Annotated in this window: 15 protein-coding genes; 4 read left to right on the top strand and 11 right to left on the bottom strand. The window is 75.9% G+C overall.

Annotation, left to right across the window (positions count from 1 at the left end; all coding sequences use genetic code 11):
• Positions 1-135 precede the first annotated feature (135 nt).
• Positions 136-1,317: a lactate 2-monooxygenase gene (locus AMIR_RS05390; protein WP_012783692.1), complete on the top strand. Its 1,182-nt coding sequence runs from the start codon at positions 136-138 to the stop codon at positions 1,315-1,317.
• Between the two features lie 66 nt (positions 1,318-1,383).
• Positions 1,384-2,244 (top strand): hypothetical protein, encoded by an 861-nt coding sequence (locus tag AMIR_RS05395; protein ID WP_012783693.1) that lies wholly within the window; start codon positions 1,384-1,386, stop codon positions 2,242-2,244.
• A 3-nt stretch (positions 2,245-2,247) separates the two neighbouring features.
• Here AMIR_RS05395 and AMIR_RS05400 read toward each other — a convergent pair whose 3' ends face one another.
• The 3 genes from AMIR_RS05400 to AMIR_RS05410 all read right to left on the bottom strand — a co-directional run bounded on the left by AMIR_RS05400 (position 2,248) and on the right by AMIR_RS05410 (position 6,308).
• Positions 2,248-2,934, bottom strand: a complete 687-nt coding sequence (locus AMIR_RS05400; protein ID WP_049796740.1) for a helix-turn-helix domain-containing protein — start codon at positions 2,932-2,934, stop codon at positions 2,248-2,250.
• A gap of 45 nt (positions 2,935-2,979) precedes the next feature.
• Positions 2,980-4,374, bottom strand: coding sequence for a carbohydrate-binding protein (locus AMIR_RS05405; RefSeq protein WP_012783695.1), 1,395 nt, complete (start codon positions 4,372-4,374; stop codon positions 2,980-2,982).
• 266 nt (positions 4,375-4,640) lie between these two features.
• Complete coding sequence (locus AMIR_RS05410; RefSeq protein WP_012783696.1) at positions 4,641-6,308, bottom strand: bifunctional 3'-5' exonuclease/DNA polymerase; 1,668 nt, start codon at positions 6,306-6,308, stop codon at positions 4,641-4,643.
• An 83-nt stretch (positions 6,309-6,391) separates the two neighbouring features.
• Here AMIR_RS05410 and AMIR_RS05415 point away from each other — a divergent pair, with 83 nt between their 5' ends.
• A complete protein-coding gene (locus AMIR_RS05415; protein WP_041836595.1) occupies positions 6,392-8,875 on the top strand; it encodes a P-loop NTPase family protein in 2,484 nt (827 codons plus the stop codon).
• A 1-nt stretch (position 8,876) separates the two neighbouring features.
• Here the strand turns inward: AMIR_RS05415 and AMIR_RS05420 are convergent, their stop codons facing one another.
• The 3 genes from AMIR_RS05420 to pruA form a co-directional block, all read right to left on the bottom strand.
• Entirely contained in the window at positions 8,877-9,524 is a 648-nt protein-coding gene (locus AMIR_RS05420) for a class I SAM-dependent methyltransferase (protein ID WP_012783698.1), read from the bottom strand.
• Positions 9,525-9,733: 209 nt separating this feature from the next.
• Positions 9,734-10,657: a proline dehydrogenase family protein gene (locus AMIR_RS05425; RefSeq protein WP_012783699.1), complete on the bottom strand. Its 924-nt coding sequence runs from the start codon at positions 10,655-10,657 to the stop codon at positions 9,734-9,736.
• A gap of 3 nt (positions 10,658-10,660) precedes the next feature.
• Positions 10,661-12,289, bottom strand: a complete 1,629-nt coding sequence (pruA, locus tag AMIR_RS05430; protein WP_012783700.1) for an L-glutamate gamma-semialdehyde dehydrogenase — start codon at positions 12,287-12,289, stop codon at positions 10,661-10,663.
• A gap of 119 nt (positions 12,290-12,408) precedes the next feature.
• On the opposite strand from pruA, the gene AMIR_RS05435 reads away from it, so the two are divergent.
• A complete protein-coding gene (locus AMIR_RS05435) occupies positions 12,409-13,947 on the top strand; it encodes a PucR family transcriptional regulator (RefSeq protein ID WP_012783701.1) in 1,539 nt (512 codons plus the stop codon).
• 34 nt (positions 13,948-13,981) lie between these two features.
• On the opposite strand, the gene AMIR_RS05440 is transcribed toward AMIR_RS05435, so the two are convergent.
• The 5 genes from AMIR_RS05440 to AMIR_RS05460 are packed head-to-tail and all read right to left on the bottom strand — an operon-like array spanning position 13,982 to position 17,794.
• A complete protein-coding gene (locus tag AMIR_RS05440) occupies positions 13,982-14,782 on the bottom strand; it encodes a YidC/Oxa1 family membrane protein insertase (protein WP_012783702.1) in 801 nt (266 codons plus the stop codon).
• A 36-nt stretch (positions 14,783-14,818) separates the two neighbouring features.
• Positions 14,819-15,097 (bottom strand): DUF6412 domain-containing protein, encoded by a 279-nt coding sequence (locus tag AMIR_RS05445; RefSeq protein ID WP_012783703.1) that lies wholly within the window; start codon positions 15,095-15,097, stop codon positions 14,819-14,821.
• A 15-nt stretch (positions 15,098-15,112) separates the two neighbouring features.
• The gene (locus tag AMIR_RS05450) at positions 15,113-15,733 is read right to left on the bottom strand and encodes a nucleoside/nucleotide kinase family protein (RefSeq protein ID WP_012783704.1); all 621 of its coding nucleotides are present in this window, start codon (positions 15,731-15,733) and stop codon (positions 15,113-15,115) included.
• Between the two features lie 24 nt (positions 15,734-15,757).
• A complete protein-coding gene (locus tag AMIR_RS05455) occupies positions 15,758-16,357 on the bottom strand; it encodes a ribonuclease FAU-1 family protein (protein WP_012783705.1) in 600 nt (199 codons plus the stop codon).
• A 21-nt stretch (positions 16,358-16,378) separates the two neighbouring features.
• Positions 16,379-17,794 carry a GAF domain-containing protein gene (locus AMIR_RS05460; protein ID WP_012783706.1) on the bottom strand — a complete coding sequence of 472 codons (1,416 nt, stop codon included), beginning with the start codon at positions 17,792-17,794 and terminating at the stop codon, positions 16,379-16,381.
• Positions 17,795-17,934 lie beyond the last annotated feature (140 nt).

Below are 17,934 nucleotides of genomic sequence, written 5' to 3' on the forward strand. Positions count from 1 at the left end.
CTCTCGCGCGTCCACCGCCGTGCTGGCGCACGACCACACCCCTGCGAGGTCGCGGCTTGCGGGTGGGGCGGGGTGGCACCAGCATGATCTGGAGTCCGAAGCGGTGCGGTGCGGCCCAGCGGAGGGTGGAACGACGTGACTGCTCAGTTCGCCGCCTACCAGAACGAGATCTACCTCCAAGGTCTGGCGGGCACCGTGCCGCCGTTCACCACCGACCCCGAGGGCCTCGCCGAGTCGGCCCGGCAGCGGCTCGGGCCCGGTCCCTACTGGTACGTCGCCGGGGCCGCCGGGAGCGGGGCCACGGCCCGCGCCAACCGGGAGGCGTTCGACGGGTGGCGGATCGTGCCCCGGATGCTCACCGGCGCCAGCCAGCGGCACCTCGGGGTCACCGTGCTCGGCACCGAGATGCCCGCGCCCGTGCTGCTCGCCCCGATCGGCGTCCAGTCGATCCTGCACCCGGACGGCGAGCTGGCCACCGCGCGCGCCGCCGCCGAGCTGGGCGTGCCGTTCGTGCTGTCCACCGCCTCCTCGCACACCGTCGAGGAGGTCGCCGAGGCCGCCGGTGACGGGCCGCGCTGGTTCCAGCTCTACCGCCCCAACGAGCCCGAGGTGTGCGCCAGCATCCTCGACCGCGCCCGCAAGGCCGGGTTCAGCACCCTCGTGGTCACCCTGGACACCTGGACCCTCGCCTGGCGCCCGCACGACCTCGACCACGCCTACCTGCCGTTCATCCGCGGCATCGGCACCGCCACCCCGTTCAGCGACCCGGTGTTCCGCGCCGGCCTGAGCGCCCCGCCCGAGGAGGACCTGACCGAGGCCGTGCTGCGCTGGGTGCAGATGTTCACCGGCACCGACCACCGCTGGGAGGACCTGCCGTTCCTGCGCGAGCACTGGGACGGCCCGATCGTCCTCAAGGGGGTCCTGCACCCCGACGACGCCCTGCGCGCGGCCGACGCCGGGATGGACGGGGTCGTGGTGTCCAACCACGGCGGCAGGCAGGTCGATGGCGCCGTGGCCGCGCTCGACGCGCTGCCCGACGTCGTGGACGCGGTCGCGGGACGCATGGAGGTGCTGTTCGACTCGGGCGTGCGCGGTGGGGCCGACGTGCTCAAGGCGCTCGCGCTCGGCGCCCGCGCGGTGCTGCTGGGCAGGCCCTACGCGTACGGGCTCGCGCACGGCGGCCAGCAGGGCGTGCGGCACGTGCTGCGCTCCCTGCTCGCCGACTTCGACCTCACCCTCGGCCTGTCCGGGCACCGCAGCCCGGCCGAGCTGGGGCGGGACGCCCTGCGCGCGGCCCCCGGACGCTGGGCGGGCTGACCCCGTTCGGGGACGTGTCCGTTTCCTTCAAGACCGCGCGCCCACCCCGCGCCTAGGGTCGGTCGCATGATCGAACGAGCCCGGAAATTCGTCTGGCTGCACGCCCGCGCCCTGGAGCAGCGGAGGTTCGCCCTGCTGTTCGACGGCGGTCCCGCCGCCCCCGTCGTCAACGCCGTCCTGGCGCACCGCAACGACGACGGCGGGTTCGGGCACGCCCTCGAACCCGACGGGCGCGGGCCGGCCAGCCAGCCGCTGCACGTCCACACCGCGCTCAGCCTGCTCGACGAGGCGGGCGACCGGTCCCACGGCTCCGCCGCCTGCGACTTCCTCACCACGATCACCAACGCCGACGGCGGCGTGCCCAACTCGCTGTCCTCGGACGGCCCGTCCGCGCCCTGGTGGGTCGCCGACCCGGCCAGCGACCTGCTGATGACCGGCCTGCTCGCGGGCACCCTGCACAAGATCGGCGCCGTCCACCCCTGGCTCGACGCGGCCACCGCGTTCTGCTGGGAGCGCGTCGAGTCGCTGGAGAAGTCCCACCCGTACGAGGTCAACGGCTGCCTGCGGTTCCTCGACCACGTCCCGGACCGGCCGCGCGCCGAGCGGGCCGCCGAGAAGCTCGGCGAGCTGGTGCGCGCGCAGGGGCTGGTCGAGCTGGGCTCGGGCGCGGTGCACGAGGGGTACGCGGCGGGCGAGGTGCACAAGCCGCACGACTACGCGCCCACCCCGGACTCGCTGGCCGCGCGCTGGTTCACCGCCGAGGAGCTCACCCGCGACCTCGACGTGCTGGCCGCCAAGCAGCAGGACGACGGCGGCTGGACGTTCGCGTGGCCGGTGTGGACGCCCGCGACCGAGCACGAGTGGCGGCCCATCGTCACCATCGAGGCGCTGCTGGCCCTGCGCGCGCACGGCAGGCTCGACGGCTGAGGCTCACCGCCCGACCAGCACCCCCAGGGGCACCCCGGCCAGCTCCCGCACCTCGCGCGACAGGTGCGCCTGGTCGGCGTACCCGGTGCGCGCCGCGGTCTCCGCGAACCCGGTCCCGGCGCGCGCCAGCGCCACCGCCCGGTCGAACCGCAGCACCCGCTGCAGCACCTTCGGCCCGTACCCGAACGCCGCCGCGCTGCGCCGCCGCAGCTGCCGCTCGCTGAGCCCGATCCCGTCCGCGAGCCCCGCCACCCCGCCCGGTCGCGCCACGGTCGCCGCGATCACCCGCGCCACCGGGTCCGGCGGGGACTCGCGCAGCCGCCGCACCGACTCCCGCGCCAGCACCACCTCGGGGTCGGCGGCGGTCAGCAGCCGGTCGAGCAGGGCGTCGACCGGGCCCCACAGCGCGTCCAGCGGCACCCGCCGGTCGCGGAGCTCGACGCCGGGAACCCCGAACACCGACGGCCCGACGCCGGGCGGGAAGCGCACCGCGTGCAGCGCGCCCGACTCGGCGCTCAGGTGCGCGCGCGTGTCCGGCCCGGCGACGAACAGCCTGCCGTCGCCGGGGGAGAACAGCAGGTCCGTGCAGCCGTCCGGCACGACCCGCACCTCGCCGTCCACCGCGCCCGCGTCGACCTCGCGCCGCCACACGCAGCGCAGACCCGAGTGCGCCCGCCTCTCCCGGTACACGCGTCCCACGGTAGCCGGGAGGGCGGGCGGTCACCCGTCACCTGGTCAGTTGCCGAACTTCACCCAGTTCACGCTCACGAACGCCGAGGGCTGACCGCTGGTGAACGTCACGTACACGTCGTGCGTCCCGGTCACCCGGCTGATGTTCGCGGGCACCGTCCGCCAGCTCTGCCAACCACCGGTGCTGCCGACCGAGAAGCTGCCCACGGGGGCCGCGGTCGGGCTGTCCAGCCGCACCTCGACCAGCCCGCTGATCCCGGTGGCCGCACCCGACGCGACCCGCCCCAGGAACTGGCTGGCCCCGCCGCTGCCGAACCGCACGCCGGAGAACTTCAGCGAGTTCCCGTTGCCCAGCCGCGCCACGGCCTGCCCGCCGCCGGTGTCCGAGGCGGACTCGACGGTCCCGCCGCTGCGGGTGGTCGCCTGCTCGGCCTGGACGTCCGCGTACGCGTCCCAGCCGCTGCCGCCGGGCGGGGGAGTGGTCGTGGTGGTCGGGTTCGTGCCGCCGCCCGCCGACCACACCGCGACGTAGTCGACCACCAGCGAGTGCCCGGACTGGGTGGCCGCCGTGGGCGTGCCGAAGCCCGCGACGCCGTTGGGGAACGCGCCGCCCATCGCCAGGTTCAGCAGCACGAAGTACCCGGCGTGGCCGGTCATGTTGCTCCACGTCGTGGCGTCGAACTGGCCCTGGTTGACGCTGTGGAACTGCTGGCCGTCGACGTACCAGCGCAGCTGCTGCGGGCTGACCGAGGTGTCCCACTCGAACCGGTAGGTGTGGAACGCCGACTGGCACGAGGAGCCGGGGCACGCCCGGCTGTTGCCGAGGCCGTTGGTCTCGTTGCACGGGCCGCCGGGGTTGACGCCGCAGTGCAGCACGCCCCACACGCTGTTGAGGCCGTTGACGTTCTCCATGATGTCGAACTCGCCGATGGCGGGCCAGTTCCAGTAGTTGCCCCGGTACGGCGAGCCGAGCGCCCAGAACGCGGGCCAGTAGCCGAGCGCGGCGTCACCGGTCACGTTCGGCATCTGGAGCCGAGACTCGATCGCGAGCTTGCCGCCCGAGGGGGGCTTGAAGTCGCTGCGCTGGGTCTCGACGCGGCCGGACGTCCAGTTGCCCGCGCCGTCCTTGAGTGCGGTGATGCGCAGGTTGCCGGAGCCGTCGAGCTTCAGGTTGCTGGTGCTGTTGGTGTAGTTCTGGATCTCGCCGGTGCCCCAGTTGGCGGGGCCGCCGGGGTAGCCGTGGCCCTGGTCGATGATCCAGTTGGACGACGACGGCAGCGTGTTCGCGGGGCCGTCGAAGTCGTCGCTCCACTGGAGCGTCCAGCCGGGTTGGCTCGGGACGGACGCGTTCGCGGAGACGGCCGCGAGCGTTGCCGCGGGGACCAGCACGGCGAACGCGGCCGTGGCCGCTAGGAGTCGTCTGCGCTTGGTGTCGGACATGGCTCGGGTGACCTCCTCGTCACGCGGCGGTCACATCATGAGAGCGCTCTCACGGGCGGAGGGCAAGGGGCCGACCGGCGCTACTTGCGACAAAACCGAAGTTCCGGCACCCGACGGACGGGCTGCGCGCGCTGTCGAACGGCCCGGTCACCCCTGCTGGCGACCCCGGTCGCCTCGGGCGGAAGGTCCGGCCGCGCCCGCAGGACGGCCAAGCCGCGCGCTACCCGGTCGCCTCCCCCGCCCAACTGCCCAGCCCCGCCTCCCGCCTACTTCGCGTCCGAGTACCGCTCCACCGGCACCGCCTTCAGCGGGAACCGCACGTCCGTGCCCTCGAACACCAGCCGCGACGCCTCCTCGCCCGCCGCCACGACCTCCGCGCACACCACCTCCGCCAGCCCGGCCGGGCAGTGCACGAGGACCTCGTCGTGCTGGAAGAACACCAGGTGCGCCTCCGGCGCGCGCTCGTGCAGCCGTCTCCGCAGCGCGCCCAGCAGCGCCGCCGTCCAGTCCGCCGCGCTCGCCTGCACCACGAAGTTCCTGGTGAACCGCCCCCACTCCCGCGCCGCCCGCTGCGAGCGCCGCAGCGCGTCCTCCCCGTCGTCCGCGCTCCCGGTCGCCTCGTGCCAGGCCTGCGACGGCGCGGGCGAGGTCCGACCCAGCCGCGACCGCACCACCCCGCCCCGCTCGCCCTCGCGCGCCGCCCGCTCCACGTACCCGACCGCGTCCGGGAACCGCCGCCGCAGCACCGCGAGCAGCTCCGCCGCCCCGCCGCTCGTGCCGCCGTACATCGCCGACAGCATCGCGATCTTCGCCTGCCCCCGGTCGCCGTGGAACGAGTCCGCCGCGAGCGTCGTGTACAGGTCGTCCTCGCCCGCGACCTCGGCCAGCCGCCGGTCCCGCGACAGCGCCGCCAGCACCCTCGGCTCCAGCTGCGCCGCGTCCGCCGCCACCAGCCGCCACCCCGGATCGGCGCGCACCGCCGTGCGCAGCGAGCGCGGGATCTGCAGCGCCGCCCCGCCCCGCGTCGCCCACCGCCCGGACACCACCCCGCCGACGACGTAGTCGGGCCGGAACCGCCCGTCCGCCACCCACGCGTCCAACCAGGACCAGCCGTGCGCCACCCACAGCCGCGCCAGCTCCTTGTACGCCAGCAGCGGCTCGGCGGCCGGGTGGTCCAGCTCCTTGATCACCCACGCGCGCGCGGACGGCACGTCCACGCCCTCCCTGGCGAACGCGCGCACGATGCTCGCCGGGTTGTCCGGGTTCACCGCCCGCCCGCCGAACGCCGCCGTGATCCGGTCGGCCAGCTCGGCGAGCCTGCGCGGCCTCACCCCCGGCGCGGTCCTGGGCCCGAGCAGGTCGGCCAGCAGCTCCTCGTGCACGTCCCGCCGCCACGGCAGCCCGAAGTGCGTCATCTCCGCGCCCGCCAGCGCGCTCGCGGACTCGGCGGCGAACAGCAGCCGCAGCGACGGCGGCAGCCCGGCCGCGACCCGCCGCTGCTCGGCGTGCACCCGCAGCACCGCGTCCAGCGGGTCGGCCCCACCGGGCAGCGGCGCGCGCTCCGGCTCGAACAGCACCGGCTGGTCGTCCTTCTTGCGCGGCGCCACGTCGTCGGGCGCGGGCAGCCCGTCCAGCCTGGCCACGGCCGCCGCCAGGTCGCGCGGCTCGCGGTGCCTGCCCAGGTGCGCGAGCAGCAGCTGCTCGACGTGCCGCAGGTCGTGGCACCGCTCGACCCGCGCGCCGCGCGCCAGCAGCTCCGGGTACACCTCCTCGGTCGACGCCCACAGCCAGCGCGGCCGGTGCGCGGCCTCGTGCGCCGCGACCTCGGCGGCCAGGTCGTGGGTGCGCACGGGCGCGCCGACCGGCACGCCGTCGTCGGACAGCGCTTGGAGGCGTCCCGCGTTGTCGCCCTCGCGGACCAAGGCAGCGAACATGTGTTTGATTCTGCGCGCCACCCCCGACAACGACGGCGGGGATGTCTCTTTCGTGTCACCCGCCGCTGAGGACGATGTGCGCCGTGGACCGGACGCCCTCCCCCGCCCAGCTGCTCGACCCGCTGCGCGCCGTCGTGCCCCTGCACGGGCGCACCGCCGAGCTGGGCAGGTTGCGGCGCTGGCGGGACAGCTCGCGCGGCCCGTCCCTGCTGCTGCTGCACGGGCCGTCCGGGGTCGGCAAGACCCGGCTCGCGCACGAGGCGGGCGTCGTCGCGGTGGTCGACGACGCGGACCTGGTCCCCGCCTCCGACCTGCGCGGGGCGCTCGCCGAGCACCCCCGGCTGCTGCTCATCGCGCGCGACGCGGGCTGGTGGTGGTCGGCGGCCAGGCAGCGCGCCGCGGACCTCGACCACACCTGCGGCGAGCTGCGGCTCGACCCGGACCCCGGCGACTTCGCCCAGGCCTGCGGCTACTACGCGTCCGCGCTCGGCCTGCCCGCCCCGAACCCGCTCGCGGGCACGATCACCGGCGCCCGCGCCTCGGGCGGCGCGGATTCGGCGTTCCGCACGGCGTTCGACCTGCACCTGGCCGCGCTGGCCGAGGTGCACGGCGTGCGCGGCGGCCAGGTGGAGCTGGTGCGGTGGCTGGTCAGCCTGGACCCCACCGCCGAACCGCCGCCCGGACGGCTCGCCGAGGACGTGCTCGCCGTGGCGCTGCTGGACGAGCGGATCAACCCCGAGCGCACCCCCGGGTCCCTGCAGATCCTGGCGCGCGCCGCCCAGCGCTGGCCGCACGTGCTGCACCGGGTGGGGGAGCTGTTCACCGCGCGTCCCGAGCTGGCGTCGACCGCGACCGCCGCGACCCTGGCGGCCCTGCCGCCGCGCGCGGTGGCGGCGGTGGCCAGGCGGGTGTTCGACGACGAGCGCTTCCACGGTGACCCGGTGACCGCCCAGCTCACCCGGGTGCTGCTCGACGGCGCGGGCGAGGACCCGGTGGAGCGCGCCGAGCTGCACGGGGTGCTCAGCGCCCGCGCCGCGCTCGCCCACCTGCGCGAGGAGGCCGTGGAGGCCGCGCTCGCCGAGGTCGAGCTGTGCCGGGACCTCGCCGACGCCGACCCCGTCGAGCACCGCAGCGCGCTGGCCGACGCGGTCGGCGACCTCGCGGTGCGCCTGGTCGCCGCCGGGCGGCCGGTGGACGCGCTGCGCGCCTCGGAGGAGGCGGTGGCGCTGTGCGAGCTGGCCGCCGCCGAGGACGAGGACTGCCTGCCCAGGCTCGCCGCCGCGCTGGAGCAGCTCGGGCTGCGGCACGCCGGTCTCGGCGACCAGGCCGCGTCGCTGCTCGCGCTCACCGAGGCGTGCGCGCTCCAGCAGCGGCTCGCCGAGCACAACCCGGCGCTGTTCCGGATGGACCTGGCCCGCGTCTCGCACCAGCTCGCGGTGCGCGCGTTCGAGTCCGGGAAGGACGGCGCGCAGGCCACCGACGCGGCGGTGCGCCGGTGGCGGCGGGTCGCGGCGGACGACCCGCGCTACGAGCCGGACTTCGCCCGCGCCCTGATGTCCGCCGCCGACCTGCTCGCCCCGCGCGGGCACCGCGAGCGGGCAAGGGCGCTGGTGGACGAGGCGATCTGGGTGCTGCGGCGGCTGGCCGACGTGAACCCGACCGCGTTTGGGCCGCAACTGGCCACCGCGCTGGAGCGGCTGAGCGGGCTGGCCTCGCCCGCCGAGGTCGGCGAGGCGGTGAAGGCCGCCGGTGAGGCGGTGCTCGCCCGGCGCGAGCACGCGGCGCGCGGCGAGGAGGGCGCGCTCGCGGCGCTGGCCGGGGCGCTGGTCGGGCAGGCCGCGCTGCTCACCGGCGGGCAGCGGCTGTGCGCCTCGCAGGAGGCCGTCGACATCGCCGGGCGGCTGCGCGGGCGCCCGGCCGAGCTGGTCGTGGCGCGGGTCGGGCTGGCGCGGGCGCTGCTGCGCAACGGGCGCGGGCCCGAGGCGGTCAGCGCCGTGGACGACGTGCTGGAGGCGGTGCGCGCGCTGCCGAGGCGGGTGCTGGTGGCGCGGGCGGACCGGGTGACCGACGCGCTGCACGCCCTCGTCGACGACCTCGCGGGCGCCGACCACGGCCCCACCGCGCTGAGGCTGGCCGAGCTGGTCGCCGAGCTGTGGCGCGACCTCATCGGCCACCACCTGGGCGCGCCGGTCGCGTACGCGGCGGCCGTGCACCGGGTCGCCGAGCACGACCGCCCGGAGAGCGGCCGGGCGCGGACCGCGGTGCTGCTGTGGCACCTGGCGCGCGCGCCCGAGCAGCTGCGCGCCGACCGCCGGTACGCGGACGCGCTGGCCCTGCACGCCAGGACCGCCGCGGCGGAGGGCGTCGGGTCGGCGCTGGAGGCGGCGCACCGCGCGGCGACCGTGCTGCGCGAGTCGGGCGCGCCCGCCGACCTGGTCGTGGGCGCGGTGGACGCGGTGGTGCGCGCCCACCCGGACCCGGAGGAGGCCAGGGTGCGGCTGCGGGAGCTGGGGGAGCGGGAGCGGTTCAGCGGGCGGGAGAGCGAGCGCGCGCGGGGCGGGCGCTAGGTCACGGCTTGCGGGCCAGCAGGAACAGGTGCTCCTCCGGGACGGCGTCCGGGAAGTGCGGGGTGAACGCGCCGTGCCGCTCGTGCTCGACGCGCAACCCGGTGGACTCGACCAGCGCGCGGAACGCGGGCGCCGGGAAGCTCGTGCAGCGCACCGGTTGGCCCAGCCAGAGCAGGTCGACGTCCTCGACGTCGGCGGGCACGGTCGCCACGGCGAGCAGACCGCCGGGGACCAGGCGGTCGGCCAGGTCGGCCAGCACCCGTGCCTGGTCGGCGCGGGGCAGCTGGAGCAGCGGGAAGAACGCGGTGACCGCGTCCAGCGAGGCGGGCGCGGCGGGCAGGTCGCGCACGTCCACCAGCTCGAACCGCGCCCCCGGCACCCGCTCGCGGGCCAGCTCGACCATGGTCGCCGACACGTCGCAGCCGGTCACCCGGTGCCCCGCCGCCACCAGCCGCTCGGCGGTCGGCCTCCCGGTGCCGGAGCCGACGTCGAGCACCCGCGCGCCCTCGGGCAGCCCGGCCAACAACCAGTCGAGCGCGGCCAGCTGCTCGGGCAGGTCCGCGAAGGCCCGCTCGTAGTCCGCGCCGAGCGCGTCGAACGGCCGCGCGATCACGGCCGGGTCGGGGGCCGGTCCGGGGTGGACGGTCATCGGGCCGCGCTCCTGTCCCGGCGCCGGGGGCGGCCCGGCACCACGATCGCCGGTGCTCCTGCCCCGGCACGCTAGTGCCGCACGCGCCCGGCCGACACCGCTGCCGGTGGGGTCAACCGCCCGCGCCCCCCCCGAAACGACGGAACCGGGACCCGCCTCGAAGGCAGGCCCCGGTCCCGGGTCCAGCACGCCTCACGCGCGCCCGCGCGTCACCCCGTGGTCGCCAGCGACCTCAGGAAGAACGCCACGTTCGCCGGGCGCTCGGCGAGGCGGCGCATGAAGTACCCGTACCACTCCCCGCCGTACGGCACGTACACGCGCATCCGCTGCCCCTCGGCCGCCAGGCGCACCTGCTCGTCCGGCCGGATCCCGTACAGCATCTGGTGCTCGTACCCGTCCGCCCCGCGCCCCGCCGCCAGCTCGCCCGCGATCGCGATCAGCCTCGGGTCGTGCGAGGCCACCATCGGGTAGCCCTCGCCCGCCATCAGCACCTTCAGGCACCGCACGTACGCCAGGTCCACCTCGGCCTTGGACTGGTACGCCACCGACTCCGGCTCCTGGTACGCGCCCTTGCACAACCGCACCCGCGAACCGGCCACCGCCAGGTCGCGGCAGTCCTGCTCGGTCCGCCTCAGGTAAGCCTGGAGCACCGCGCCCACCCACGGGAAGTCCACCCGCAGCTCGCGCAGCACCGACAGCGTCGAGTCGGTGGTGCTGTGGTCCTCCATGTCCAGGGTGACCGTCGTGCCCGCGTCGGCCGCCGCCGAGCAGATCGCCCTGGCGTTCTCCAGCGCGATCTTCTCGCCGTCCACCGGCAGGAACTGGCCCACCGCCGACAGCTTCACCGACACCTCGGCCCGGTCCGCGTACCCGGCGTCGTCCAGCCGCTTCAGCAGCTCCACGTACGCGCGCACCGTGCCCGCCGCCTGCGCGGCGTCCTTCGTGTCCTCGCCCAGGTGGTCGAGGGTGACGAGCCTGCCGTCGGCGAGCAGCTCACCGGTCGCGGCGATCGCGTCCGCGGTGGTCTCGCCCGCGACGAACCTGCGCACCACCGGCCTGGTCAGCGGGGTGCCCTCCACCAGGGACCTCGTCGCCGCCGAGCGCGAGGCCGCGAGCAGTGCCGAGCGCAGCACGGGTCAGCCCTCCTGGTGGGGGTAGGCGACCGAGGTCGGGGCCACGAAGGTCTCCTTGATGGAGCGCGGGCTGACCCAGCGCAGCAGGTTGTGCACCGACCCGGCCTTGTCGTTGGTGCCGGACGACCGGCCGCCGCCGAACGGCTGCTGGCCGACGACCGCGCCGGTCGGCTTGTCGTTGACGTAGAAGTTGCCCGCCGCGAAGCGCAGCACCTGCTGGGCGTGCGCGACGGCCGCCCGGTCGCGGGCGATGATCGCGCCGGTCAGGCCGTACGGGGACACCGACTCCATCTGCTTGAGGACCGTGTCGTAGTCGCCGTCCTCGTACACGTGCACGGCCAGCACCGGGCCGAAGTACTCGGTGCGGAACACGTCGTGCTCCGGGTCCGAGCCCAGCAGCACGGTCGGGCGCACGAAGAAGCCCTCGGAGTCGTCGGCCGTGCCGCCCGCCGCGACCTCCAGCGACGAGTCCGAGCGCGCCGCCTCCAGCACGCCGGACAGCTTGTCGAACGAGCGGCGGTCGATGACCGCGCCCAGGAAGTTGGAGAAGTCGGTGACGTCGCCCATCTTCAGCGACTCGACCTCGGCCAGGAAGTCGTCCTTGATCCGGTTCCACACCGAGCGCGGCACGTAGGCGCGCGAGGCCGCCGAGCACTTCTGGCCCTGGAACTCGAACGCGCCGCGCACCAGCGCCGTGCGCAGCACCTCGGGGTCGGCCGACGGGTGGGCGAGCACGAAGTCCTTGCCGCCGGTCTCGCCGACGATCCTCGGGTACGAGCGGTACCCGGCGATGTTCGCGCCGACCTGGCCCCACAGGTGCTGGAAGGTCCTGGTGGACCCGGTGAAGTGGATGCCCGCGAGGTCCGGGTCGGCCAGCGCCACCTCGGAGACCGCGAGGCCGTCGCCGGGCAGCAGGTTGATCACGCCCGGAGGCATCCCCGCCTCCTCCAGCAGCCGCATGGTCAGGTGCGCGGCGAAGCTCTGCGTGGGCGAGGGCTTCCACAGCACCACGTTGCCCATCAGGGCGGGCGCGGTCGGCAGGTTGCCCGCGATCGCGGTGAAGTTGAACGGGGTGATCGCGTAGACGAAGCCCTCCAGCGGGCGGTGGTCGGTGCGGTTCCACACGCCGGGGCTGGACTGGGGCTGCTCGGCCAGCAGTTGGCGGCCGAAGTGGACGTTGAAGCGCCAGAAGTCGATCAGCTCGCAGGCCGCGTCGATCTCGGCCTGGATCGCGGTCTTGGACTGGCCCAGCATGGTGGCCGCGTTCAGCGTGGAGCGCCACGGGCCCGCGAGCAGGTCGGCGGCGCGCAGCAGGATCGCCGCGCGGTCGTCGAAGGACAGGGCGCGCCACGCGGGCGCGGCGGCGCGGGCCGCCTCCAGCGCGTCGCGGGTGTCCTGGTGGGTGGCGCCGTGCAGGGTGCCCAGCACCGCGCGGTGGTTGTGCGGCTGCACCACGTCGAACCGCTCGCCGCCGCCGACGCGCTGCTCGCCGCCGATGGTCGCGGTCAGCTCGAGGGGCTCCTTGGCCAGCTCGGCGAGCTTGGCCTGCAGCTCGGCGCGCTCGGGCGTTCCGGGGGCGTAGCCGAGCACCGGCTCGTTGACCGGGGCGGGCACTGAGGTCACGGCATCCACGGCAGGCTCCTTCGCGACGTGCTGCTGGGGTACCGCAACGGTAGGTCGCGGTCACCTGCGCACCGTTGTCCGCACGTCTAGGCTTGCCATTCCGCCGTTGTACGAATGGACAAAAGAGCATGAGCCTGCGCCAGGTGCTGATGGCCTTGGGCGAGGAGCTGGTGGAGGTGCGGGCCGCGCCGCGCGGGCTGGAGGCGGACGTCCGCGACATCGTCATCCTCGACCCGGACGACGTGCCGGACGTGCGGCCCGGCGACCTCGCGCTGGTCATCGGCGCGCGCGGCCGGGCAGCGTTGCCGCTGGTCAGGGCGGCCGGGGCCGGGGGCGCGTCGGCGGTGGCGGTCAAGCTCGACCGGCCGACCCCGCAGCTGGGACAGGCCGCCGCCGACGCGGGCGTCGCGCTGCTCGCGGTGCGGCCCGAGGTGCGCTGGGAGCACCTGGAGTCGCTGGCCAGGGCCGTGGTGCGCAGTACGCGGCTGGCCGCCGACGCGGGGTCGGGCGAGGTGGCGGGCGACCTGTTCGGGCTGGCCCAGACGATCGCGGCGCTGACCGGCGGCGTCGTCAGCATCGAGGACACCGCCAGCCGCGTGCTCGCCTACTCGCGCTCCACCGACGACGTGGACGAGCTGCGCAGGCTGTCCATCCTGGGCAGGCAGGGGCCGGAGCCGTACCTGGCGATGCTCCGCGACTGGGGCGTCTACCAGCGGCTCCGCGCGGGCGAGGAGGTCGTGCGGGTGGACGAGCGGCCCGACCTGGGCATCCGGCGGCGGCTCGCGGTGGGCGTCCTGGCGGGCGATCAGCCGCTCGGCTCGATCTGGGTGCAGGAGGGCGCCACCCCGCTCACCGAGCAGGCCGAACGCGCCCTCGTCGGCGCCGCCCGCGTCACCGCGCTGCACCTGGTGCGCCTGCGCGAGCCCCGCTCGGCGTTCCGGGAGAACCTGCTGACCTCCCTGCTGGACGGCCGCACCGACGCCGCCTCGGTCGCGGGCCAGATCGGCGCGGACCCGGCGAGACCGGCCGCGGTCGTGGTGTTCGCGCTGCGCGGCGACGCGGGCGACCGCACCGAGGGCGAGCTGCGCAGGGCCGAGGTGACCGGGCTGATCTCGGTGCACGCCGCCGCGTACCGGCGCAGCGCCCTGGTCAGCCGCAGCGGCGGCCGGACCTACGCCCTGCTGCCCGACCTCCAGCCCGGCGCGGCGCTGCTGCCGCTCACCCGCGAGATCGTCGCGGCGGCCCGCAAGCACACCGGGCTGGTGGTGCAGGCGGCGATCGGCGGAGAGGTCCCGACCCTGGACGAGGTCGCGGTGTCCAGGGGCGAGGCGGACCGGGTGCTCGACGCGATGGCCCGCGACCTGGACGCCCAGGTCGCGACCCTGGCGGACGTGCGGTCGCGGGTGCTGGTCAGCGAGGTCCTGGCGCTGCTGGCGGAGCACCCGCGGGTGCGCGACCCCCGGCTGGAGGCGCTGGACCCGGAGCTGGCCCGGTCGCTGCTGGTGTACCTGGACGCGTTCGGGGACGTGCGGTCGGCGGCGGCGGAGCTGCACGTGCACCCGAACACGCTGCGGTACCGGGTGCGGCGGGCGGGCGAGCTGACCGGGGTGGACCTGGGTGATCCGCTGGTCCGGCTGTTCGCGCAGCTCCAGCTCAGGCTGCGGTGACCGGCGGGCCGCTCGACCCGCCGGTCACCGCAGGTCACCGCGCCTGGGCGCGGGCCCGTGCCGCCGCCTTGCCGCGCTTGCCGCTCGCGCCCCTGGGCTTCCGCGCGGGCTGCTTGATGGGTGCGGCGGGCTCGTCGTCCACGGGCGGTTCCGGCTTTGGCTCGACGGCCGCGGACTCGACGACCACCGGCTCGGGCTCCCCACCAGGCGTCGGCAGCGCCCGGTGCAGCCACGCCCGTTCGGCGAGCGTCCACGCGCCGCTGGTCAGCAGGTACAGCCCCGCCGCCAGGGGCAGCGAGGCCGCCAGCAGCACCGGGGTGAACGCCAGCAGCCGCAGCACCCGCACCAGCGTCGACTGCGGCGCACCCGAGCGCGCGGCCTGCCTGCCCTGCCACAGGTAGCTGCCCAGGCACACCACCGCCAGCGCGGCCAGCAGCCCAGGGAACGCCGGGACGCCCGCGCCGCCGTCGGACCAGTGGTCGCCCAGCCGCACCCCCAGCAGGGTGCCGTCGAGCAGCGGGTTCGGGGTGGTGACCAGCTGGTAGACCACCATGAAGAACGGGGCCTGCGCGAGCATCGGCAGGATGCCCGCGAACAACGAGGTCCCTGCGTCCTTGTACAGCGCCAGGGTCTTCTCCTGGAGCTTCACCGGGTCCTCGCGGTGCTTCTCGGTCAGCTCGCGCAGCTGCGGCGCGAGCGCGGCCTTGGCCTTCTCACCGCGCACGGCCGCGCGGGTCAGCGGGTGCAGCAGCAGCCGCACCAGCGCGGTGAAGGCGACGACGGCCAGGGCGGGGTCGAGCAGCGCGGCGAGGGCCGCGCCCAGGGTGTGGAACACGGGCGGTTGCTCCGATCACGAGCGGGGGAAGGGGGCTCAGGCGAGGCTGAGCGCCGCTCCCGGTGCTCGTGGACGGGGGCGGCCCGCCGCGTCCGGATCGCGCAACCGCAGGAACGCCGCGCGCAGGGACTTCTCGCGCAGCGACAGCGAACGCGCCCACGCGGGCGAGTCCAGGACCAGGGGAGCCGTGGTGAGCACCAGCACGACCAGCGTCACGGCCGTGACCACGGCCAGCAGCTCGGCGGGGCTGTTCACCAGGGACAGGGCGACCAGCGCCGACAGGCACAGCGCGAGCAGCAGTCGCAAGCGGTCCACGGCGGTCACCTCCCCCTAGTCACCCGCCACTGTACGCACGAGCGCGGGCCTCGTGGGGTGGTCGTAGCGCACCAGCAGGTCCGGCGCCGGCTCGTAGCCCCCGTACGCGGGCAGCGTCCACGCCAGCTCCGGCGGCGTGCGCCTGGCGAGTGCGGCGTCCGACAGCCACAGGTGCACGGACAGCTCGAACGGCAGCCACTTGTCCAGCAGCAGCGTCCCGTCGAGCAGCAGCACCCCGCCCTCGCCCAGCCGCGCGTACCCGACCCGGCTCGCGCGGTCGGTCTCGGCGTTCCACAGCGACGGCAGCACCTCGCCCGACCCGCCCGGTTCGAGCGGGTCCAGCACCTCGCGCAGCAGGCCGCCGGTGTCCACCCACGAGTCGCGGTACGAGTCCGGGTCGGTGCGGCCGTGCTCCAGGCGCACCGAGGCCGGGCGCAGGAAGTCGCGCGCGGACACCCGCAGCACCGGGCGGCCGAGCGCGCGCAGCGGGTCCACCAGCGCGTCGGCGAGCGCGCCCGGTTCGGTGGCGTCCGCGCCGTCGACGACCACGCGGGCGTGCCGGTCGCGGGGCAGCGCGTCGATCCGGGCGACGACCTCGGCGACGAGCGCGTCCCTGGTGAGCGGGACGACCTTCACGGCAGCGCCCTCATGACAGCGCCCTCATGAGAGCGGGTAGTCCGCCCAGCCGTCCGGCAGCTCCGGGACCGGCCAGCTCGGGTCCGGTTCCCACTTCGCCCAGTCCGGGTCCCACCAGGTCGCCCCCGCCTCGACCATGGCCTCGATCGAGCGGCCAACGGCCCGGATCGACTCGGCCTGCTCGGCGCCGTACTTGCCCGCGACGACCTGCTCCTCGAACTCCACCCGGTCCTTGTCCACCCAGCCGCCCTCCACCGGCAGCCAGTAGTCCAGCTCGTGGTCCAGGGTGTCGATGCCCAGCGGGGTGCGCCGGAACGGGTCCTGCAGGTTCAGGTACCAGCCCCGGAACCGCCGGTCCTCGCCCTCCCAGTACACGTCCACCGAGTACGCGTCGCCGGGCCGGTGCACCTGGAGCTTGCCGTTGCCGCGCCAGTGCGTGCTGCCCGACGCCTGCCAGCCGTGCCGCCACGGGTGCTCGGGGAAGCCGAACCGGGTGCCCGGCACGGTGAACAGCACCAGCAGGTCCGGCTCGTCCACGACCACGCGGGTCGGCGTCACCGCCCACGGCCTGCCCCACAGCACTTCCCGGCGCAGCGCCACGTCACCGGGCTGGAAGATCCCCATGCCGCCGAGCCTAGCCGCGCCTCACGCCTCGGCGAGCACCCGCCGCAGCCGCGACACCACCAGCTCCCGCCTCGGGTCTGCCCTGGGCAGCAGCCTGGCCAGCCGGTCCAGCGCCTCGGCGTCCTCGTCGCGGGCGAACCGCCACAGCGCCTCCGCGTCGCCCCGGTCCAGGACGGTCCGCCGCACCGCCGCCGCCAGGTCCTCCCGCTCCGCCCGCACCACCGGCGCGTCCGAGCGCGGCAGCAGCTCGTCCCCGTACCCGGAGGCCGCGGCGGTCACGTCACCCGAGCGCAGCGCCGCCCGCACCGCCAGGAAGTCCCCGCGCACCTCGGCGTCCAACCGGTACGGCCTGGTCAGCAGCACCCCGCCGAGCTGCGCCCGCAGCCGGTGCAGCTCCGCGCGCACGGTCACCGGGTTGCCGCGCTCCCCGTACAGCCGCAGCGCCAGCTGGTCGGCGGTGAGCCCGCGCGGGTGCAGCGCCAGCGCGACCAGCACCTCCGCGTGCCGCAGGGTCAGCGCGACCTCGTCGCCGTCCAGGGCCGCGGTCGGCTCGCCGAGGAAGCGCAGCGACAGCACCGGCCTGCGCCGCGCGCCCCGCTCCACCCGCAGCAGGTAGCCCTCGTCCAGCGGCTCCAGCACCCCGGTGCGCCCGTCGGCCAGCCGCACCCGGTCCCGGCCGACGTCGACCCGGCCGCTCAGCTCGGTGCCCGGTTCGGCGGCCAGCACCCGGCCGGTCTGGCTCAGCAGCGCGCCAGGACCGCCGCGCAGCGCCAGCAGGTGCCGCATGTTCGCCGACCGCAGCCGCTCGTCGCGCTCGGCGAGCCTGGTCCGCAGGTGCCCCTCGGCCAGCCGCGCCGCCGCCGACACCAGCGCGGGCATCGCCGGGTGCAGGCTGGTCAGCGGCCCGCTCACGTCCACCACGCCCAGGGTGCGCCCGCTGTCCGGGTCCGTCACCGGGCTCGCCGCGCAGGTCCAGCCGTGGCAGGTGCGCACCAGGTGCTCCGCCGAGTGCACGGTCACCGGGCCGCCGGTGGCCAGCGCCAGTCCCATCGCGTTGGTGCCGATCGCGTCCTCGCTCCACCGGGCGCCCTCGGTCAGGCGCACCCGCTCGGCGACCCCGCGCACCCGCGCCGAGCCCTCGCACCACAGCACCCGGCCGTCCGCGTCCGTGATGATCATGACGTGCTCGGCGTCGTCCGCGATGCTCACCAGCGTCTCCCGCAGCACCGGCAGCGCCTGCGCCAGCGGGTGCGCGGCCCGCAGGTCCACCACCTCGTCCCGGTCCAGCACCAGCGGGGCCTCGCGGCTGTCCGGGTCGACGCGGGCCGCCAGCGAGCGCCGCCACGACTCCAGGATCACCGGCCGCGTGCCGGGGGCGGGACCACCGGCCAGCGCCGCCTCGTGCTCGCGCGCGAGCAGAAGGGGGTCACCGCGCATCGTCGCCTCCAGGTCCCTCGACCCCAGGATGACCGGGGCGAACCCGCACGGCAAGGACTTCGCGGGCCGTTCGGCACTGGCGCGCCCGCCGTGCAACGCCGCTGCAACGTAACCCCGCCTACGTTCTGCGGCCATCCGAC

This window comes from Actinosynnema mirum DSM 43827, assembly GCF_000023245.1.
GTDB classification, from domain to species: Bacteria; Actinomycetota; Actinomycetes; order Mycobacteriales; family Pseudonocardiaceae; genus Actinosynnema; species Actinosynnema mirum.